The following is a 21,243-nucleotide window of genomic DNA, read 5'->3' on the forward strand; positions in this document are numbered from 1 at the left end:
CCCCCTGCCCCCTGCCCCCTGTCACCTGTCACCTGTCACCTGTCACCTGCTATAGTATTTTTTCTAATCCATATACTAACGACTTTAGCAGGTTGACTTTGCGAATTGCTAATAGGACTCCGGGCATATAGCAGGAGCGATCGCTTGTATCATGGCGTAAGGTATAGATTTGCCCTGGTGCGCCGAAAATTACTTCCTGATGGGCAATAAGTCCAGGTAAGCGTATACTATGAATTCTAATGCCTTCATCGGCTAAAGAACCTCTTGCGCCTGGTATCTTTTCAGTTTCTTCTACTTGGGGTGGGTTAAAGGTTTTACCCATTTCCGCTAATAGCTGCGCTGTTTGAATGGCTGTACCACTGGGTGCGTCGGCTTTTTGGTTGTGATGTAGTTCAATGATTTCTACATGATCAAAATATTGGGAAGCGGTGACTGCGGCTTGTTGTAGCAACACCATGCCAATGGAAAAGTTAGGAATAATTAAACAACCTGTACTAGCTTTTTCGGCAAAGTCGGCTAAATCTTTGAGTTGTTGGGGACTTAAACCTGTAGTTCCCACCACTGGACGGATACCGTAGGCGATCGCACTCCGCACGTTATCATACACTGAATCAGGATGGGTAAAATCTACCATTACCCCTGGTTGTAGCTGTCTCTCCCCTGCTACATAGCCTAACATTGGCTCTAATTGATTGGTAATTGGCACTTCCAAGGGTTCACTTAAACCTGCCAATTCTCCTGCGTCCTTGTCTTGATGTTCAGGTGAAGTATCGAGAGCGCCCATTAAAGTTAAGTCAGGTGCTTGAGCGACTGCTTTAATTACTTCACGTCCCATTTTGCCAGCAGCACCGTTAACAATAACTGGGATGGTAGATTGATTAGTCATATTTCCAAAAATCCGTTTTTAGTCATTTTACCCCTTACACCCTACACCCCACATCCTACACCCTACACCCCACACCCTTAACCACTAAATACATCCAAATCAAACCAAAAAGTAGTACCAACACCGACTTCACTAACTAGATGTATTTGACTGTGATGTCTTTCCATAATGTTTCTGACAATGGATAGACCTAAGCCTGTACCTTCCAGGGTGTGAACTCGATTTTCTACTCGAAAAAAGCGGTCAAAGATTGCCTGTTGGTCTTCTGGGGCAATACCAATTCCTGTATCACTGATTTCAATCCGCACTTGAGAACGATGATTATTTTCTGGTAGTTTTGCCTGGGTGTAGTTTTCTGTCTGCACTAAGTCTGTACCAGGAGACAAACAGGCAGAATTGGGTTGAGGATTTACCTGGTAAGCTCGAATTGCTACTTTACCACCTGCGGGAGTGAATTTGAGGGCATTACCGATTAAGTTACCAAACACTTGTAATAATAAGTCGTAATTGCCCATGACTAAGGGTAAATTCGGAGCTACTTCCTGAATTAGTTCTAGTCCTTTGTCCTTGGCATTGAGTTGGTAAGTACGCAGGGTTTGTTCTAATGCCTGTGCTAAATCAACTCCGTCAAAATTATAAGTGCGACCGGATTCTAGTTTTGATAAATCTAAAACATCGTTAACTAAGCGGGTAAGTCTGTCAGTTTCGTGATTAACAGTTGCCAGAAATTCTTTGCGTTCTTCTACACTCAGGTCTTCCCCATAATCATGCAGGGTTTCAATATAAGTTTTGATGTTAAATAGAGGTGTACGTAGTTCGTGTGAAATATTACTAATAAATTGGCTTTTAGCTTCATTTAGTTCTACTTCACGGGTGATATCTTGAACTGTAATAGCAATACCTTTAATACTTTCTCGTTGCAGATTCAGGACTGTAGTTAGGAGAATCCGAATTGTGCGTTTAATGGGTTGCTTGAGGGGAATACGAAACTCAGCACTTTCACATTCTCCTGCTGCCATTTCATATAAGGTGCGGGTAATTTCTATTTGTACGCTTTGAGGTAAGTTATGTAATAAGTTGTTACCAACGACATCAACCCCTTCCCAAGCAAAAATGCGTCTGGCTGTGGGGTTAACTAAAATTACCTGCATATTGTTATCAATTAATACCGCACCATCAGCAATAGTGGAAACCAAGGTTTCTAACTTGGCTTTTTCGGCTGTCAGTTCCTCAATATTTTGTTCTTCATAGCGTTCTAGGCGTTCTGCCATTTCATTAAAGCTGAAAATAAGTTCTCCTAGTTCCCCTCCTAGTGGTAGGTCAATCCGTTGTTTAAAGTTTCCTGCGGCTATTTGTTTTACGCCTACGAGTAGTTCTTTAATTGGTTTAGTAATAGTTAAAGCATTAATTACTCCTGCCAAAATCACCATCACCCAAATAGTAATAAAGACGGCAATTGTGACATCACGAGTAAAGTTAGTGGAAATAACTGCTGTTTGGTTGGGGTTGATGCCGATGGCTAACACACCTAGGTATTTTTCATCCACTATCAGGGGAATAAATACATCTGTGACAATACCATCTGGAGTTGTATGTTGGCGGACCATGGGCTGGTCATCATTATTAACGGGGTAATCTTCTGGTAGTTGGATTTTCCGTTTAATGGTGAGAGAGTTTTCTACCTCTGGTTCCCAAAAAGGAATACCAAAAAAGATTTTCCCTGTTTCATCAGCGTAGAGCATATAACGCACGCTAGATGTGCTGCTATAGAAGCGTTGGGAAAATTGGGCAACTTCTGTGAGATTGTTATCAGCAACGAGTGGAGCAACGTTAGAAGCCAGTAGTAATCCCAAGTCACGACCAAAACGGGTATCGTTGAGACGTGCATCTTGTTGAATTGTATTCACTGCCCAGAAAGTCAGACCGCTCATGACTAGGGAAACTGCTAAGGTAGCAACAGCTAGGAGTTTGGTTTGGAGGGTGAACTCATACCACCAATGGTTAATGACATCTCGAAGGGTTGTAAAAAAAGCCAGCATTCTTAAATATACGTAAAAATATAATTGTTAGTAGTTGTTTGTTTTTTACCCCAACAACTTAAAAATTAACAGCTAATTCGGGAAAAGTGTGAGGGAGAAATGGGAAAGTTAGGAAGATTGGAGGAGGTCAAACAACTACTATAGCGATATGCACTGGAATGAATCAAAAATTTATGGCCAAAATTTAGGCCAAAAGCCTCACCACACAAAAAGCTTTTTATCCTGTTCCCTGTTCCCTGTTAAAATCGACTAACTCATGAATCAATTCTCAAGACTCTATGACCAATATCTCTACGGTAATATACTCCTGAAAATTGAATGTGTTGGATTCCAGTATAAGCTTGGGCGATCGCCTGTTGGAAATTTTCACCCATTCCCGTAATATTTAAAACTCTACCACCGTCTGTCACGATTTGTTGGGCTGAGTTCAACTTGGTGCCTGCATGAAATACAATTGCACCTGCTGTTTGTGCTGCCTCTATCCCTGTGATGACCTTGCCTTTTTCATAATCTCCAGGATAACCCCCTGATGCAGCAACTACTGTAGCCGCAGCACCTTGTTTCCAAGCCAGAGGTGGCATTTCTCCTAAACGTTGCTGGATACAGGCCAAGATTAAATCTTCCAAGGGTGTTTCCAGCAGTGGTAAGATGACCTGGGTTTCTGGATCACCGAAGCGACAGTTAAATTCTAAAACTTTAAAATCGCCATTGGGTGCAACCATTAAGCCAGCATAAAGCACTCCTCGGTAGTCAATGCCCCTATTTCTTAAAGCGGCAATAGTTCTTTCTAAAACTTCTGTTTGTACACGCGCCATTAATTCTGGTGTAGCGATAGGTGCTGGGGCATAAACTCCCATGCCACCCGTATTTTCTCCCGTATCGCCTTCGCCAATGCGTTTATGGTCTTGTGCAGGTAATAAGGGGCGAATTGTTAAACCGTCTGTTAATGCTAAAACAGAAACTTCTTGCCCTACTAAACATTCTTCAATGACAACAAAATTACCTGCACTCCCGAACTGTCCTTGAAAAATGGCCTCAACTGCTTCTTGTGCTTGTTCAATCGTTTCAGCTACTATTACACCTTTACCAGCTGCTAAACCATCCGCTTTAACAACTATTGGCGCTCCCTGGGCTTGGATATAAGATTTTGCTGCTGCTGCTTCTGTAAAGACTGCTGCTTTAGCTGTGGGTACTCCTGCTTCCTGCATTAAAGCCTTAGCCCAAGCTTTACTGGCTTCAATTTGCGCTCCCGCTTTGACTGGACCAAATACCATCAATCCCTGACTTTGGAGATAGTCTGTAATGCCATTGGCCAAAGGAACTTCTGGGCCAACTACTACCAAAGAAATGCCATTTTCTAAGGCAAATTGACTCATGCCTTCAAAGTCATTTACCCCTAGGGGTAGGTTTTGACAACGTTCCATAGTTGCTGTACCCCCATTCCCAGGTACACAGACAACTTGCTCGATTTTATTGGATTGTAGCAGTTTCCACGCTAGAGCGTGTTCACGTCCCCCGTTACCGACAACTAAAACCTTCACTTATTTCCTCGTGCGTTCCTTGCAAAACGCGAATGCCTTAAAGCTACTCGCGGATCAATTTTTTCATTAATTATGCTACTAATCAAGAGTTGTTAGGGATATTGCGGCTGCTGAGGTCACAAATCTCAAAGTAACTTTGCCAATATCAAATTAGAGGATGTAGAAACCTCTAGTTCCGGTGAAGCTAACTAGAGGTAGTTCATCTATTATCACCTTCTCAAAACCAACTGAAAAGAATTCAAATACCCCGCAATAGTTTTAGCTAAAGTGGGACGCTGTTTTTTAGAAACTATTGCCATTACTTGATATAAGCGCCCCTCAGCAACAAACATTCTATTTGTAGTTACTTTACCTGCTGAATCTATATATTGAATTTCTTTCCCAGGATGACCATTAGAACTGCGAATATTGCGTTCACTAATTAAATTGCTTTGTGTAGCTTTTAAGGTATTAGATTGGGCTTGACTCAAGATTTTTTGGGCGCTAGTCATTTTAGCATAGCTATAAGGAAATTCATTGTAAGTGACTAAATATGCAACTTCCTGTTCCGGTGGTTGGGCTACAAATATTTCTAATTTTATTTCTCCCATGTAAGTTTTTTGGACTTGAGTTTTGGTTTTTGGTCTTCCTGGCATTAAAACCTGAAAACCCTTATCTGGGGGAGTAAAGACCTTCCATTGTGGCTGCACTATTTGAGGAAGAGGAGTTGTTTTAGGAGGAGTAACAGCTTTGGGTTTGCGGGCTTCAGCGGAAACTAAGCCACTGTATAAAAAAGTGGCAGCAATGAAAGGTAGAAAAAATTTGATAGTCATATTTATAGCCTTTGCAGATGCGGTTTTCACTGTTTCTGCTATTTATAGCCTAGATGCAGACAAAGCCGCACCAATTAATCCCACTTGTGGATTAAGAATTATGTGAACTGGTATTTCTTCGAGAATAGGACGCATTCTCCCTTTTTGGGTGAAATTTAACATAAAGCTACCATTTTGCATCAAAGGTAGGATTTTGGGGGCAATACCACCAGCTATGTATAATCCACCGTAGGGTAAGAGTTTCAAAGCCAAATTACCGGCTTCTGCACCGTAAGCTTCTACAAACAGTTGCATAGTTTGTTCAGAAAGGCGATCGCTTTTTGCTAAGGCTGCACTACCAATAGCTGCACCAGGATCAACGGTTTTTTCGGCTTTTCCTGCTTCTTGTTCCCAGGTTCTGACTATTTGAGCAATTTCTGGTGTTTCGGTGGCTATTTGTCTATCTCTTAAAAATTGGTAAATGGAAGTAATACCCAACCCGGAAACTACTCTTTCTACAGAAGCGCGTTGAATACCATGTTTATCCAACAAGTATTTCAACAACTGAAACTCTAACTCATTCCGGGGTGCAAAATCCGCGTGTCCACCTTCGGAGGGAAAAACTTGATACTGACTACCTTGTTTGATTAAAAATCCTTGTCCTAAACCAGTTCCCGCACCAATAACCGCCATAGGTGCTTCTGGTTGATGTTTACCAACTTGCAAAGTCAGTAAATCTTGTTTGGTTAAACCAAAAATACCATAACCGACAGCCGCAAAGTCATTAATCAGGGAAATAGAAAGTATACCCAGTTCTTGGGCTAAACGTTCCGTATCTAAAAACCAGGCTAAATTAGTCAGTTTAGCAGTATTTTTGACCACTGGCCCGGCGATCGCAAAACAGGCTTTTTCTGGTGTTGAAGCATTCGCAGCAGCCAAAAATTTCTGCACTATTGGCACCAAATCGGGAAAATCCCCACTCTGGTAACTCTCCTCATACAAAGTTTTCAAACCTGAAGATTCAGAGGATTCAACCAAGCGCAAAATAGTTTTTGTGCCGCCGATATCTCCTGCTAGTAGTAATGTCATAAAATTTATCGGTTATTTAGTTACTTTTATTTGGTATCGAGTTGCGGTGACAGCGGTTTTCAAATCAATCAACCACATTATTTTTATCTCACGCCAAGGCGCAATCGCGCAAAGGAGGAAAAGTTTAAAATACAAGTGTGGTTTAAATAAGAGATTTACACAAATCGCACAACTTCTTCGATTTTCGTCAAATGGGAAGTATCTCCTGTGAGTTCTAGCAACCATTCTGATTCTTGACGCACTACTTTCACCAAAGAACACAAAGTAGCTTTAACTTCGGTTTTGGCAATTTCCCCTACTAATCCCATTGCTGCACCCAGTACAGAAGCCCCATGTGCTACTAGGAGGATATCATTTGGCCAGAATTCATTTGCTATACATCTAGCAGTTTGTCCAGAACGTTCCCGCACTTTTTCATGGGTTTCTGGGTATTGTGCTGCAATACGTGGTGTGTAGCTAGTGTCAATTCTGGGGAATAATGCTGCTAAATCTGATATTGATAGTCTTTCTGGTTCTTCTGTCATCCACTCTGGATTTAACCATTCACTTAAGCCTGTTTCTAATTTAATTGGTAAATCCAACACTTCTGCTACTGCATTGGCAGTTTGGACTGTTCTCAGAAAAGGAGAAGCAAAAATTTGGGATATTCTTTCACCTTTGAGTCGTTTTGCTAGTTGTTGTGCCTGTACCATACCATCATCTGACAATGGTGGGTCATAGCGTTTTTCGGCAGTCAGAAACCAATCAGGGTTTACAAAGTCTAGGCGGTTGGCGTGTCTTGCTATCCAGATTATTTGACTCATGAGTAAAAAATTTTTACAGGTAGAAATGTAAAGAACCTTTACAAGTTACCAATTTAATATAATCTCACGTCAGTAAGTCAGCAAAATAAAGAATTAATTTGCCTGAGAATAATAATAGTAGATGCACTTGGTGAAATTTTGAACTGTTAAATTTTGAATTGCTGATGAGTACCTGTATAATTTGGCATCCATCCCTCTACGGTGGTGAAATAGCGAATTACCTTAAAATGCAAGGATGCAGCGGGACTAGACCAATGTTCCACACCGCTGGGAATGTACAGATAGTCTTGATGCTGAAGTAATAACTGTACTTGGCTACCATCAGGCTGGACGAAACTATAAATCATCTCTCCTGCTAACAGGTAAATCGCCTCAGCCGCATTGTGCGTATGGTAACGTCCATAAGTTGCTATCCAAGTTTCTAAATTTGGTGAACCAGGATGTATATGGAGTAAATCGCTCCAATGATACCCGTTTTCTTGTTGCAGGAACTCAAATACGCTGTTATGAAGTCCAACAATGTAGCGTTTCTCTGACTCCGTGACGGTTTCCTGTTCTAGCAGTTCTGGGAAAAGTAGAGATGTTCCCGGTTCGTAATTTCTCAGCTTGATATTTAGAGGTTCTAGTGCAACAACTATCTCACTTAAATCACTCTCGATTGTGCCGTTGTCAAGTAATAAAATCGCCATAAATAAGATACTAAGCTATCTGTTAAGAATAGTTTACTTAAATCTGACTCAAAAAGCCACTATTTCCGACCGATAAATGGGTGTTTTAATGTATACTGATTATTTAACTTCAGGGCATTGGGCAGAGAAAATAACTTTCTCCTCAACTCCTGATTTCTGAATTCTGTCACCTGCTATACTATTAGAGATAAAATAGTACAAAAAAACTATATTATATAGAAATGTCTGACTTAATTTTGTTTTGGCATCGCCGGGATTTACGTATTTCTGATAATACAGGACTAGCTGCGGCTAGAGAAAAAAGTGCAAAGGTGATAGGTGTATTTTGTTTAGACCCTGGGATTTTAAACAGTGATGATGTTGCACCTGCAAGAGTAACCTACATGATTGGCTGTTTGCAGTCTTTACAACAACAATATCTTCAAGCAGGTAGTAAGTTATTAATATTACATGATAATCCTGTGGCAGCTATTCCTAATTTAGCTAAAGCCTTGAAAGCTAAGGCTGTATTTTGGAATTGGGATGTAGAACCTTACGCACAAATACGTGATAATGATGTAATTGCAGCACTAAAAGCACAAGGTATTCAAACTCTTAATCAAAATTGGGATCAATTACTCCACTCACCTGGGGAAATTTTTAGTGGTTCAAAAACTCCCTACACAGTTTATACTCCCTTCTGGAAAAATTGGAGTAGTAAACCAAAACTTAACCCTGTTGCAACTTTAGAAAATTGCGAAAATTTAACAGTAGCAGAACAGGAAATTGCTAAACAAGCAGGTGTAATTAATTTACCTTCTGCCAAAGATTTAGGCTTTATTTGGGATGGAGAATTAATTATTGAACCGGGAGAAACAGCAGCGCAAACTAGGTTAGAAACTTTTATCAATTCTGCCATTGATGAATATCAAGAACAGCGGAATTTTCCCGGTGTTGATGGCACATCTCAATTAAGTGCAGCTTTGAAATTTGGTGTGATTGGTATTCGTACAATTTGGCAAGCGACAATAGAAACATTAGAAAATAGTAATAGTGAAGAAGTAACCGCTAGTATTCGTACCTGGCAACAAGAATTAGCTTGGCGGGAATTTTATCAACACGCCATGTATCATTTTCCTGAATTGGCTGATGGTGCATATCGAGATAGTTTCAAAAACTTTCCTTGGCAAAATAATGAAGCACATTTTCAGGCTTGGTGTGAAGGGAAAACAGGCTATCCAATAGTTGATGCAGCTATGCGACAATTAAATGAAACCGGCTGGATGCACAATAGATGTAGAATGATTGTTGCCAGTTTTCTCACCAAAGATTTAATTATTAATCCGCAATGGGGAGAAAAATATTTTATGCAAAAACTCATTGATGGTGATTTATCTGCTAATAATGGGGGTTGGCAATGGAGTGCTTCTAGCGGTATGGACCCGAAACCATTAAGGATTTTTAACCCAGCGAGTCAAGCACAAAAATTTGATGCTGATGGGGAGTATATTCGGCAATGGGTGAGAGAATTGCGGTATGTAGAGACGCAATATTTGATAAGTGGGAATATTTTACCTTTAGAACGTCGTAGTATTGGTTATCCTGCACCAATTGTAGATCATAAAAAACAGCAAGCGTTGTTTAAACAATTATATCAGCAGCAAAAGATAAGCATGGATTAATTTTGGGAGCATCCCAATGAAAGAAAAAATAACCGCAGCAACACTAAAAAATCTCTTAAATTCTCTTACCTTTGTGTCCTTTGCGATCTTTGCGTAACAAGACAAGGTATACATTAAACTACACATCACAAGTGCCACTTTCTGCAAATGGCTACAGTGTAACTTGTGTTTTTAGGAAAAAACCGCAGTTTTCTCTGTGCTGGGAGTGTATCTGTGTGAGTTATTTTAATAACTGGCACAATGTAAATAAAAATATACTTTTATCACAACCATAATCTTCAGTATATACTTATATTTTTGAGGGTTATGTCATCACCTATTGACCGTCCGTTAATACTAGAACTGAGACTACCTTCTTCTCATCCTGAGTTGTTAGAAGGACTAGATATTTGGCTGCGCTTAGGTTTAATATCTGATGCCCAAGTTAGGCAAATATCTCGCAATTATCTTGTTTGTTCTGTAAGATTACAACCACAAGTTGAAAATCAGCCACAGGAGGTATTGACAAATGCTACTAGATCAAAACCATTAATTGCGAGTTTACCCCCAGAACCAAAAGTACCAGCTAAACCTAATTTTATGACCTCAATGTTTCAATCATTGGGTGAAGAATTAAGTGTACGCTGGTTGTTGTTTTTAGGTGTATTTTTAGTAGTTTTATCTTCTGGTGTACTTGCAGCCAGTCAGTGGGAAAAGTTCCCGGCTGTTGGACAATATGGAGTTTTATTAGCTTATACTTTGAGTTTTGGCGGTTTCACTTTTTGGGCTGGGAAACAAACTAATCTCACATTGACAGCACAAACTTTATTAGTTGTGACTTTGTTATTAGTGCCTGTTAATTTTTGGGCAATGGATAGCTTTAGTTTGTGGAATAATCCTCTCAACTGGGTAGTATTAGCTATTGCTTTTCTGTTATTATCAACCATTACAGTTTTACTTTCTAGAACTCGCACAATTATTAATAATTTTCCCAATGGTAAGTTACCATTATTCAATCTTTTGGGTTTGAGTTATTTACATTTGGGTTGGAAGATATCAGGTTTTCCCTTAATTGCTGTTTATTTGGCAATGGTCGGTACAACTTTGATTACTGTTTATCAAAACCTACGTCAACCCAGAGAAAATTCAGATGAACAAACTGATAGCTGGGGAATTGGTATATATTTTGCGGTGATTATTTATGAATTATTAGGATTATTATCTAGGGCGATTTTTGTTGCTAATGTCAATGTCACTCAGTTGGGTTTAGCTATTGGTATTTGTGGTTGGTTAGCCGTTTGGTTGGCAGAAAGAAACCTCTATTTTAACCCCTCTTTACAAACAGAAAGGGAAATCAACACTTCTACAAATTTACCTTCTCTTACTTCCATTTGGAAAAAATTGGGGATTATTTTCTTATTTTTGGGTTGGTTAGTGTCGGTAGTAGATCAACCTTGGCAAGCAATAGCTGTCAGTGGTCTGGGTTTATGGGTTTTTATTATTCGGTTACAAAAATATAATTTTCAAATTGATTTATTCACGTTTTTCTCAATTGGTTTACAAGCACATTGGTTAGTTTGGCAATTAGTTCCTGAACAGTTGCAAAATTGGATTATTAATACGGCTAATAATCTGACTAATCATCCAGATGAAACTTGGACTTTATTGAGTTTGGCTTTATTTCCTTATTTGGTTTTAATGGTGGCATTAACAAATAGTTTCCATCGTGCTAATAAACCAAATTTAGTGATGTTTGGTGATCAGTTAAATGTATTATTTGGTGTATCCTTAACTATGTTAGGGATAATTAATCCCACGGTGCGATCGCTCAATCTTCTCTTCTCTACTATTACCCTAGCTACTATCACTAAACAACGCTTTTCTATCATCTTAGTATATCTGACTCACGTTACAGGAGTATTAACTATTTGTTCTAGCATTAATTGGTGGTTTCCCAATCTCAGTAGCGAAATTTGGGCAGTATTGTTATTGGTTTTAATGGTAGGAGAATGGATATTTAGCGGGAGAGAAACTGTTTGGAAAGATAGTGCTTGGTATATTGGTTTAGGTTTAGCTGCTGTGAGTTTTTTCCTGTTATGGATAAAAGCAGAGGAATTTTGGTATGGTAATGTCAATTATGCCGATTATTGGCGTACAATTTGGTTAATTACACCTGTAACACTCACAGTTTTAGGAAGTCGCAGTAGTGAAGATATTCAGAAAACAAAAATTTATGTGAGTATCATTTCTGTATTATCAGCCCAACTTTTAACCTTACCATTAGCAGGAACTAGATTAATTGGTTTGGGTGTTGGTACTGCTGTGATGTTCGTTAATACTCGCTATTTAAAAAACCAAACAACTGCGGGAACTACCATCGGTTTTGGCTTGATTTTAATAGCTGCTACGTTGTGGCAAATTTTCCCCAACATCAGTTTATCAGGTTGGTTGCTAATTAATGCCTTAGCTGTTCTGGGTTTATGGGTAGGAAGAAAATTACTATTTAACAAAACTCGAATTTATGCTTTAGCTGCTGACAAGTGGGCGATCGCACTCTGTATCCTAGAATTATTTAGCATCACCATACATTCTTTCCTCATTTATGCCACAGATGCAAACCCAGGTATTTTCTACCTCACCGCTACACTCATAACTCTAGCAGCAATTATTTATCGCAGTTGGCAACAACCAAATAACTGGGCATTTTATAGCATTGGTTGGTGTTTAGAATTATTAGTTGCTGAAGTTTTAGGATTTTGGCAACCTTCCATGATTAGCATTACCATTGCTAACATTGCCCTTGGTTTAACAACTCAGTTATTCGGAGAATGGTGGCAGAGAAAATATCAAACCTTACCCACTAGCTTTAATATCCTCCCCCTCATCTACGGTGTCTTTAGCGTCATATTAAGAATTAACACCTTCAGCGACTGGACAGGTCTTTGTTCCTTGGGTGTAGCCTTAATTATGATTAGTATAGGACGTAGAAAAGCAGAATTCAAACCTCTACTTTACTTCGGAATTATTGGTATATCCATTTCTGCTTATGAACTGTTATTTTATCAAATGTCCATAGCCAAAGGAGGTACTATTGGGGATGGTTTAATTGCTATGTCTGCTTTAGGTACTAGCATTATGTATGCTTACCGCATCCTTTCTCCTTGGTTAGTTAGTTATTTGCGTCTCACACCAGGAGAAATCAAAAATCTTGCCAATTTACATTGGTTGTGGAGTAGCAGCTTATTCTTAGGTGCTATTACCTTACCCATTCAAAATAACCTGTATGTAGGAATAGGAACAGGAGTATTTTTAACCCGTTATGCAATATGGCAAGGGAGAAGAAATAATCTCCATGCAGCAGTACAAACTTTTGGAAATATAGCTGTAGATGAAATTTGGGTTTACCTGGGTTTAATAGAACTGGGAATCACAACTTTATACCTACAAGATTTATCAATAGGACGCTTTTTTACTCAACAGTTAATGCCTTGGAATGGGGCTTTAGCTTGTTTATTATCCTACTTCCTTTACATCTTACCTTGGGAGAATTTAGGCTGGTCAAAAACACCTTGGCAAAGAACAGCATACATCCTGCCATTAATAATTTTATGGCTAACCCAACAACAAATTTATCCCATCACCTTAATTATTGCCGCCGGATATTATGCTTTTCTGTCCACAACCAATAGACAACTGCGGTTTACTTATATTAGTGTAATTTTAATTGATTGGGCATTATTTAATTGGTTTGAACAATTAAACCTCAAAGATACCTTATGGTATATCACACCAATTGGCTTATCAATACTATACATTGCCCAAATAGATCCACAACTAAAACTACCGGAATCAAAAGAAATTCGCCATTTTGTCAGAATAATTGGTAGTGGTTTAATTTGTGGTTGGGCAGTTTTATTGCATCAAGATTCACCTTACATCCCAGGTATTTTTAGCCTCATTGCCATCTTTGCTGGACTGGCTTTGCGAGTACGGGCATTTCTCTATATTGGTACAGCCGCTTTTCTCAGCACCAGCATTTATCAACTAGTAATATTTAGCCTCCGCTACTCTTTCTTAAAATGGATAGTAGGTTTACTTGTTGGTATTCTCTTGATTTACATAGCAGCCAACTTTGAAACCAGACGCACTCAAATAAATAGCCTACTTCGTAGTAGTAATGACAAATTTCAAGAATGGGAATAAAACGATTTTGGATTTTAGATTTTGGATTTTGGATTGAGAATCCTTTTCACTTTCTGACCAATTAAAAATTAAAATATCCCCAATCTCTCCAAGAAGTTGGGGACTAACAATTTTGGATTTTAGATTTTGGATTTTGGATTGGGAATTCTTTTCACTTTCTGACCAATTAAACAGTAAAAAAAGCCCCAACCTCTTCTTACAAATACAAAGACTTCACCCACTCCCATTCTTTCTGTAAACCCTCCCGCAGAGAAACCTGTGGTTGATAACCCAGAATATTTCTCGCCTTAGAAACATCCGCAGCAGTATGACGCGCATCTCCCATCGCTTTTTCAATGTGGTTACGTTTTATAGGCTTACCAACAATTTCCTCCATTGTATCCAACACTTGGGCTAAAACCACCCTACTACCACCACCAATATTAAAAATTTCTCCCACTGCTTCTGGTACAGTCGCAGCAGCTAAATTAGCAGCAATAACATCACTCACAAATGTAAAATCTCGCGTTTGTTGTCCATCACCATAAACAGGAATAGCTTCATCTTCTAAAACGGCTTTAAAGAACTTATGAAATGCCATATCTGACCGTTGTCTTGGCCCATAAACAGTAAAATAACGTAAGGAAACAAAAGGCACACCAAAGTTTTTATAATAAAGTCCGCATAACCTTTCAGCCGCTAACTTTGTAATACCATAAGGTGAAACAGGTTTGGGTGCAATTTCTTCATTAGTCGGTAAAGTTTCCGCATCACCATATATACTAGAAGTCGATGCAAAAACTAACCGTTGCAAATTTTTAGCATCCTTCGCAGCTTCTAATAAAACTTGTGTAGCATTAATATTTCGTTCAGTGTAAGCCCGAAAACCTTTACCCCAGGAATTTCTTACCCCTGCTTGTGCAGCTTGATGATAAACTACTTCCACATCTGGGAAAATTTTTGACCAGTCTAAAAATTGAATATCCCCTTCAATTAAAGTAAAGTTGGGCGATTGTTGGCAGGTTGCAATATTTTTCCGCTTCAAAACAGGATCATAGTAATCATTAAATTCATCAATGCCAATGACTTCTTCTCCCTGTTCTAATAAAATATTAACTAAATGAGAACCTATAAAACCAGCAGCCCCTGTGACGATAATTTTAGTCATGTAGTTGGATATTTTGGGAATTTTTTTGAGTAGAAATACTACCTATTAATCAATTAGACTAATTTGTGATGGATTTTTAAGGAATTATTTTTTCTTTTTGTTTGTTGAACCAAGAATCTCCGCACCTTCAGGTTGGAGAGTGTCAAATGGCTATAGCTGACGTGAGGACGTAGGAGTCATACACCAAGCTACGCTATCAGCAAAACCTAATTAGACAAATTTGATATTAGCGATTTTTCAGGTTCTATCAAGTTCAATTATTCCCCCACCCAATACCTTATCCCCTTCATACCAAACCGCTGCTTGTCCTGGGGTAATGCTGAATTGAGGTTCATCAAACACTAACCGCACACGATCATTTTCTAAAGGAATTACTGTTACGGGGACGGGTTGAGAACGATAACGAATTTGTACTTCCGCACGGATGGGAGTTGCAGGTTCAGCAATGGATACCCAATTGACTCGGTTGACTGTGCATTCTGGCTGAGTTCCTTTGGTGCGATCGCCTACAATTACTCTATTATTAACTGCATCCAATTCAATCACATACAACGCTTCAGCCGCAGCAATTCCTATACCTTTACGTTGACCAATCGTGTAATGATGTACACCATCATGTTGCCCCAAAACTTTACCTGTGGTATCGACAATATCACCGGGTTTTGGTGCTAAATATTTATCTAAAAATGCTCGCATTGAACCGTTACTTTCTACCAAGCATAAATCTTGACTTTCTGGTTTATCAGCGGTTTTTAACCCATATTCTGCGGCTATTTTACGGGTGTCGGTTTTGTTTAATTCTCCCAAGGGAAATATAGAAGCCCCCAGTAAATCTTGAGATAAATCATACAGGAAGTAAGACTGGTCTTTGTTGCGGTCAACTGCACGTAACAATTGATAACGTCCAGTGGTTTCATCATAGCGAATTTGGGCATAATGACCTGTGGCGATCGCATTGCTACCCAATTTTTCCCGCGCATATTCTACCATTGGACCAAACTTCACTGTTTTGTTGCATTGGGAACAAGGTAACGGCGTAATTCCCACACTGTAACCAGATACTAAATAATCCACAATATTGGCTTGAAAGACATCCCGAATATCGACAATTTCGTGGGGAATGCCTAATTGTTCACAAATACTAGCCGCGTCGATCATTCCTTCAGAGCAACATTGCCCCTTGCCTTTCATTAGCCAAAGGGTTAAACCAATTACATCATAGCCCTGATTGTGTAAAATAGCGGCAGCTACAGAACTGTCAACGCCACCAGAAAGACCAACGACAACTTTTTTCATAAATCAGACTTTTAAAAGTGCCTACTGCTGATTATGTTTAGTAGAGGCTTTTTATTTCAGCACAAGGCAAAAGACCTTCCTATTGTAGCATAAGTTCCCAAAAAGCTGTGGTAATAAGCAGCTTTCAGTTATGGGGTTTGAGCCATCTACGTAATTCTCCATGTCCTGATTACAATAATGACTATAGGACTAATATTTGCTCAAGAGGGTGATAAATATGCGGATTTTCATAGCCAGTCAGTTTACCTATCTATCTATTTCCCTATTGATGGGCGGTTTTTTGGCATTAATGCCCCAAAATGACCCAGCACAAGCACAAGTTTACGAGTATCAAGCTCCTTTAGATTTAAACGAAATTCCTATGAGTAAGCAAGCATTACCGCAACTACAACCAATGCAACCAGGGGAGTTTAATCAAAATAATCGCAATTATCAACCTTCACAAGTTACACAAATCAGTCAATATAACCAAAATTTTGAACGTTATTTTGTTTATGTTGATGATGATAATCCCCAAACTTTGCAACGCATACGTCAGATTGAAAACACTGCTTATATTCGTCAGTATGGGGGACGTAAAATAATTCAAGCAGGTGTTTTTACTAAACCATCTAATGCTCAACAAAGAATTAGAGAACTGGAATTAAGTGGTATTTATGGAGCTAATTTTGCTAGTGTTTCTAACAATGAAACCGTGGTTTACAACAGCCCTAAAAATTCTGACATATTGCAATTATCTTATTACTCGCCCACATATAATGCTCCAACTACCAATAATAATTATCGCCGTGAAAATCCCACTGCTTATTATGTGATTATTCCCAGTAGTTCCAATAATTTACGCAATTTGGGTGAACAAGTCCGCCGGAGTATTGGTCAAAATAGTAATGTGTGGATGAGAACTCAACCACGAGGAGCGCATATAGCTGTGGGTCCTTTTAGAGAACGCCCTGAAGCAGAACAATGGAATGATTATATTAAAAAATTAGGCTATGGTAATGCCAGGGTTTATTATGGAAGATAGGTGACAGGTGACAGGTGACAGTTAAGAAACAAATTACTAATGATTAAAGAACAAATAATAGTTACATCTGCCCAAATGCGTGACATTGAAGGGCGAATATTTGCAGCGGGAATGCCGGTTGCAGCTTTGATGGAAAAAGTAGCGGGATTGATTAGCGATCGCCTACAATCTATCATACCTCTTTGCCCACCTTTTCAAGGGGGGTTGGGGGGATCTAGTGTGGGAATTTTAGTCGGTCCTGGTCACAATGGTGGTGATGCTTTAGTTGTAGCGCGAGAGTTGCATTTTCGTAGTTATCAAGTTTGGATTTATCAACCTTTTACTAAACTCAAAGAATTAACTTCTCAACATTTTCAATATGCTCAAAGTTTAGGAATTCCTTGTTTTCAAGAAATTGCCGAATTACCAAGTTGTGATTTTTTAATTGATGGGTTATTTGGGTTTGGTTTAGAAAGAGAAATCACCGGGAATATTGCTTCTGCAATTAATCATTTTAATGACTGGAATAAACCAATTTTTAGTATTGATTTACCTTCCGGTTTACATACAGATACAGGAGAAGTTTTAGGAACTGCTATTCGTGCTACTCATACCTTTTGTTTAGGTTTATGGAAACAGGGTTTATTGCAAGAACAAGCATTAGAATATATTGGACAAGCGGAATTAATTGATTTTGATATTCCCCTAGCTGATATTCATGCTGTTTTAGGTGAAGTTCCCAAAATCAAACGCATTACCAACACCACAGTATTTGATACCTTATCTTTACCTCTTCCCCCCACAACCCATAAATATAAATCTGGACATTTACTATTAATTTGTGGTTCAAAACGTTATGCTGGAGGAGCAATTTTAACGGGTTTAGGTGCGCGTGCCTCCGGTGTGGGGATGTTATCAATTGCTGTACCAGAAAGTATTAAACCGCTTTTAGTTTCCCATTTACCAGAAGCTTTAATTATCGGCTGTCCTGAAACCGAAACCGGGGCAATTTCTCATTTACAATTACCTCCAAAAACTGATTTAAGTTCATTTAATGCTATTGCTTGTGGACCAGGTTTAACAACCGATGCTACCCCAATTGTTGAACAGGTAATCAATAGTGAAGTTACCTTAATTTTGGATGCCGATGCTTTAAATATTTTGGCACAATTAGGGACTATTTCCACTTTAAAAAAACGCCAAAATACAACAATTCTCACACCCCATACAGGTGAATTTCATCGTTTATTTCCTGATGTTGACTTTAAAGATAGAGTAAAAGCAGTGCAAACAGCAGCATCACAAACGGGGGCTGTAGTGCTGTTAAAAGGGGCAAGAACCGCCATTTCTAACCCTGAAGGTGTCATTTGGCTCAATTCTGAAAGTACACCAGCTTTAGCCCGTGGTGGTAGCGGTGATGTGTTAACGGGTTTAATGGGGGGAATTTTGGCGCGAGTTGTTAATAAACAAGTTAATATTGAAGATGTGGTAGCAACTGCGGCTTGGTGGCATTCTCAAGCAGGTATTTTAGCAGCAAAGGAAAGGACAGAATTAGGTGTTGATGCTTTTACTTTGACGCAGTATCTAATGAAGGTTCTGCTTGATATATAGTTTGCTCATCATCCGAAAAAAAACAGCCATTGATGATTTATTATGTAGAAGTAATGAGTAACTACAGTACAGTTTTCATTAAAAATGCGAAGGGATACTATTTTTTATAAATTGTTCAAACAATTTCCCAGTTTATTGTTTGAATTAGTAGATGAACCACCACCAGAAGCAGATAGTTATGTATTTGAATCGGTGGAAGTAAAAGAAACAGCTTTCCGAATAGATGGGGTGTTTTTACCTCCTGCTAATGCGGTTTCTCAGGTGGTGTTTTTTGCAGAAGTGCAATTTCAGAAAGATGAAAATTTATATTTTCGCTTCTTTTCGGAATTATCGTTGTTTCTGCATCGCCATTCTATTCGTTATGATGATTGGTATGGGGTGATCATTTTTGGTTCGCGGAGTTTAGAACCATCAAATTTAAAGATTCATCGCTCTTTGTTAGCAGGTGATCAAATTCGTCGGGTATATTTAGATGAATTGGGGGATGTACAGCAACAACCGTTGGGATTAGGTTTGATGTTGCTGACTATTAAGGAAGACACCGAAGCAATAGAAACCGCAAAGTTTTTGTTAGCTGAGGCGCGTAAACAGTCGGAAACAGAGATAATAGATTTAATCACGACGATTATTGTTTACAAGTTTACTAAACTAAGTCGCAAGGAGATTATCACCATGTTGGGATTAGATTTAGAAGAACCAAAAGCTATACGGGAAGCGAAAGAAGAAGGTAAAGAAGAGGGAGAAAAAGCGATCGCTCTGCGTTTGTTAAATCGTCGTTTGGGTAATATTCCTGATGAGTTGTTGTCGCAGGTTCAGGGTTTATCTTTAGCACAGATTGAGGATTTATGTGATGTGCTTTTAGATTTTACCACTGTGGCAGATTTGGAAGGGTGGTTACAACAGCAATAAATTACTTCTTTTATCCTATTTGATGTCTGAATATCGCCACACCTAAAAGGTGTGGTTTAGATCAATATTTGATAAAAGTGATCAAAAACTAGGAGGGATATAAATGATAAATCAATCTTTTGTTAAATGAGTGTTTCATATTTTATGATATCTTGGTTTACAACATCATTTTAAATTAATATGTCTACCGAATCAGAAGAGAATTTACTGCTACTTCAGCAGCTTGAAGAAAGTTGTCAGCGAGCAAATCTTGACATAAAGCGCCTTAATCAAGAAGATATTAATCATGGATTTTGTCTGAAGCTGAATGCTGCTAATGATCCTATTAATATTTACATTAATCATAACCAAGCAAAATTAATACCAAAAGATGATATTTTTTTTGAAAATATCAAGAAAATTAGTGGTATGAGTGAGTTTCATGCTTATTATTCCATAGAAGATCAGTATATTGAAGCTATGATTGACTATGAAGATATGCCACAAGGACATTATTCAATTTATCAAAGATTAATTAAACCTAAAATCAACAATGAAGAAGAAAATTCAAGAACATTTATTAACGTTAATGATGGTAATTACTCAACCCTTAAATTATCTGTTGGTTTATCTACGCCAACATTTTCAGTTTTAGCAACACTTAAAGACCCCATTTCTCACCCTCAAATTCAAGAATATTCTACTATCCGTATAGAACAAGTAACAATTTCATCCCATGAACAGGCTTTAAAAATTTTGGAAAAAGTTGCAACTGTACTTATTTTGGAATTAAATTATTCCACGGGAGTATCAATCTATTTATCAGATCAAGGACCATATTCTAAATCACTTAGTGATTTAAAATCGGAAAGGAACAGAGATTTAATTAAGAATAGAATTCAATCTAAGCCTACAGTAGATATTCAAAACATTTATGAGTATGAAGAAGTTCCCCTATCTTTGTACATTCACGCGCTTTCAGAAGAAAAAATGCCTGTATCACAATATTTACATTATTACCAAGTAATTGAGTGTTACTTCCCTAAATTTGTAGATAAGGAAGCATTAAGAATTATGAAAGAAACAATTAAAAATCCATCATTTTATGAATCTCAAGCAACATTAGATAGTAACATAAATAATTTATTTGATAAAATAAAAAAGAAAATACGTGGTCAAACTGAAGAAGACTTGTTGAAATTAACTATCGAAAATTGTGTCAATGTGGAAGAGCTAAGATCATTCTTTGAAGGAAAAGAAGACAGAAGAAAGTTTTTTAAAAACTATAAGAAATGGGAGGATATAACAACTAAAGAAAGTCCTCTTACCGAAGGAGGCGATATTATAAATAAAACAGCGATTCGCATTTATGATATACGGAACAAAATAGTTCATACAAAAAATGATCCAACTAATCAAAAAAAATCTATTCTACCATTGTCAACAGAAGCTCAAAAACTAGGATACGACATTGAATTAGTTAAATTTATAGCTAAAAAAGTTCTCGAACATTTTAGTAAACCTTTAGAACTTTAGAATGATACAACTCACCATTTCAGGTTTAAAATGTTGGTAAATATCCATAAACTTACAGTTTGCCCCCATAAGTAACCATAA

At 38.2% G+C, this 21,243-nt stretch carries 15 protein-coding genes; 6 read left to right on the forward strand and 9 right to left on the reverse strand.

Going from position 1 to position 21,243, the window contains the following annotated elements:
• Positions 1–49: 49 nt before the first annotated feature.
• The 7 genes from dapB to A0J48_RS16595 form a co-directional block, all read right to left on the reverse strand.
• Complete coding sequence (gene dapB / locus A0J48_RS16565; RefSeq protein ID WP_200324906.1) at positions 50–886, reverse strand: 4-hydroxy-tetrahydrodipicolinate reductase; 837 nt, start codon at positions 884–886, stop codon at positions 50–52.
• 77 nt (positions 887–963) lie between these two features.
• On the reverse strand, positions 964–2,925 hold the full coding sequence (gene nblS, locus A0J48_RS16570) for a two-component system sensor histidine kinase NblS (RefSeq protein WP_200324908.1): 1,962 nt from the start codon (positions 2,923–2,925) through the stop codon (positions 964–966).
• A gap of 254 nt (positions 2,926–3,179) precedes the next feature.
• A complete protein-coding gene (gene purD, locus A0J48_RS16575) occupies positions 3,180–4,466 on the reverse strand; it encodes a phosphoribosylamine--glycine ligase (RefSeq protein ID WP_200324910.1) in 1,287 nt (428 codons plus the stop codon).
• 209 nt (positions 4,467–4,675) lie between these two features.
• On the reverse strand, positions 4,676–5,278 hold the full coding sequence (locus A0J48_RS16580; RefSeq protein WP_200324912.1) for a hypothetical protein: 603 nt from the start codon (positions 5,276–5,278) through the stop codon (positions 4,676–4,678).
• A 42-nt stretch (positions 5,279–5,320) separates the two neighbouring features.
• A complete protein-coding gene (locus A0J48_RS16585; protein WP_200324914.1) occupies positions 5,321–6,346 on the reverse strand; it encodes a glucokinase in 1,026 nt (341 codons plus the stop codon).
• A gap of 155 nt (positions 6,347–6,501) precedes the next feature.
• Entirely contained in the window at positions 6,502–7,149 is a 648-nt protein-coding gene (locus A0J48_RS16590) for a histidine phosphatase family protein (protein ID WP_200324916.1), read from the reverse strand.
• 146 nt (positions 7,150–7,295) lie between these two features.
• Entirely contained in the window at positions 7,296–7,838 is a 543-nt protein-coding gene (locus tag A0J48_RS16595; protein WP_200324918.1) for an acireductone dioxygenase, read from the reverse strand.
• Positions 7,839–8,059: 221 nt separating this feature from the next.
• Here A0J48_RS16595 and A0J48_RS16600 point away from each other — a divergent pair, with 221 nt between their 5' ends.
• Together A0J48_RS16600 and A0J48_RS16605 are read left to right on the forward strand one after the other, a co-directional pair.
• Positions 8,060–9,499: a deoxyribodipyrimidine photo-lyase, 8-HDF type gene (locus A0J48_RS16600; protein WP_200324920.1), complete on the forward strand. Its 1,440-nt coding sequence runs from the start codon at positions 8,060–8,062 to the stop codon at positions 9,497–9,499.
• A gap of 306 nt (positions 9,500–9,805) precedes the next feature.
• Positions 9,806–13,681 carry a DUF2157 domain-containing protein gene (locus A0J48_RS16605; RefSeq protein ID WP_200324922.1) on the forward strand — a complete coding sequence of 1,292 codons (3,876 nt, stop codon included), beginning with the start codon at positions 9,806–9,808 and terminating at the stop codon, positions 13,679–13,681.
• Positions 13,682–13,877: 196 nt separating this feature from the next.
• Here A0J48_RS16605 and A0J48_RS16610 read toward each other — a convergent pair whose 3' ends face one another.
• A complete protein-coding gene (locus A0J48_RS16610) occupies positions 13,878–14,828 on the reverse strand; it encodes an NAD-dependent epimerase/dehydratase family protein (protein WP_200324924.1) in 951 nt (316 codons plus the stop codon).
• A gap of 237 nt (positions 14,829–15,065) precedes the next feature.
• Positions 15,066–16,124, reverse strand: a complete 1,059-nt coding sequence (gene mnmA, locus A0J48_RS16615) for a tRNA 2-thiouridine(34) synthase MnmA (RefSeq protein ID WP_200324926.1) — start codon at positions 16,122–16,124, stop codon at positions 15,066–15,068.
• 217 nt (positions 16,125–16,341) lie between these two features.
• On the opposite strand from mnmA, the gene A0J48_RS16620 reads away from it, so the two are divergent.
• From A0J48_RS16620 to A0J48_RS16635, 4 genes are all read left to right on the forward strand, one after another.
• Positions 16,342–17,148 (forward strand): hypothetical protein, encoded by an 807-nt coding sequence (locus A0J48_RS16620; RefSeq protein WP_200324928.1) that lies wholly within the window; start codon positions 16,342–16,344, stop codon positions 17,146–17,148.
• Positions 17,149–17,187: 39 nt separating this feature from the next.
• Positions 17,188–18,738, forward strand: a complete 1,551-nt coding sequence (locus A0J48_RS16625) for an NAD(P)H-hydrate dehydratase (protein WP_200324930.1) — start codon at positions 17,188–17,190, stop codon at positions 18,736–18,738.
• An 84-nt stretch (positions 18,739–18,822) separates the two neighbouring features.
• Entirely contained in the window at positions 18,823–19,647 is an 825-nt protein-coding gene (locus A0J48_RS16630) for an Rpn family recombination-promoting nuclease/putative transposase (RefSeq protein WP_200324932.1), read from the forward strand.
• A gap of 180 nt (positions 19,648–19,827) precedes the next feature.
• On the forward strand, positions 19,828–21,162 hold the full coding sequence (locus A0J48_RS16635; RefSeq protein ID WP_200324934.1) for a hypothetical protein: 1,335 nt from the start codon (positions 19,828–19,830) through the stop codon (positions 21,160–21,162).
• The last annotated feature ends 81 nt before the right edge of the window (positions 21,163–21,243 follow it).

The sequence above is a fragment of the Sphaerospermopsis aphanizomenoides BCCUSP55 genome, from assembly GCF_001586785.1.
GTDB classification, from domain to species: Bacteria; Cyanobacteriota; Cyanobacteriia; order Cyanobacteriales; family Nostocaceae; genus Sphaerospermopsis_A; species Sphaerospermopsis_A aphanizomenoides_A.

Coding starts and splice junctions, on each gene's coding strand:
- dapB (WP_200324906.1), bottom strand. CDS start 886: ATGACTAATCAATCTACCATCCCAGTTATTGTTAACGGTGCTGCTGGC.
- nblS (WP_200324908.1), bottom strand. CDS start 2,925: ATGCTGGCTTTTTTTACAACCCTTCGAGATGTCATTAACCATTGGTGG.
- A0J48_RS16580 (WP_200324912.1), bottom strand. CDS start 5,278: ATGACTATCAAATTTTTTCTACCTTTCATTGCTGCCACTTTTTTATAC.
- A0J48_RS16585 (WP_200324914.1), bottom strand. CDS start 6,346: ATGACATTACTACTAGCAGGAGATATCGGCGGCACAAAAACTATTTTG.
- A0J48_RS16590 (WP_200324916.1), bottom strand. CDS start 7,149: ATGAGTCAAATAATCTGGATAGCAAGACACGCCAACCGCCTAGACTTT.
- A0J48_RS16595 (WP_200324918.1), bottom strand. CDS start 7,838: ATGGCGATTTTATTACTTGACAACGGCACAATCGAGAGTGATTTAAGT.
- A0J48_RS16600 (WP_200324920.1), top strand. CDS start 8,060: ATGTCTGACTTAATTTTGTTTTGGCATCGCCGGGATTTACGTATTTCT.
- A0J48_RS16605 (WP_200324922.1), top strand. CDS start 9,806: ATGTCATCACCTATTGACCGTCCGTTAATACTAGAACTGAGACTACCT.
- A0J48_RS16610 (WP_200324924.1), bottom strand. CDS start 14,828: ATGACTAAAATTATCGTCACAGGGGCTGCTGGTTTTATAGGTTCTCAT.
- mnmA (WP_200324926.1), bottom strand. CDS start 16,124: ATGAAAAAAGTTGTCGTTGGTCTTTCTGGTGGCGTTGACAGTTCTGTA.
- A0J48_RS16620 (WP_200324928.1), top strand. CDS start 16,342: ATGCGGATTTTCATAGCCAGTCAGTTTACCTATCTATCTATTTCCCTA.
- A0J48_RS16625 (WP_200324930.1), top strand. CDS start 17,188: ATGATTAAAGAACAAATAATAGTTACATCTGCCCAAATGCGTGACATT.
- A0J48_RS16630 (WP_200324932.1), top strand. CDS start 18,823: ATGCGAAGGGATACTATTTTTTATAAATTGTTCAAACAATTTCCCAGT.
- A0J48_RS16635 (WP_200324934.1), top strand. CDS start 19,828: ATGTCTACCGAATCAGAAGAGAATTTACTGCTACTTCAGCAGCTTGAA.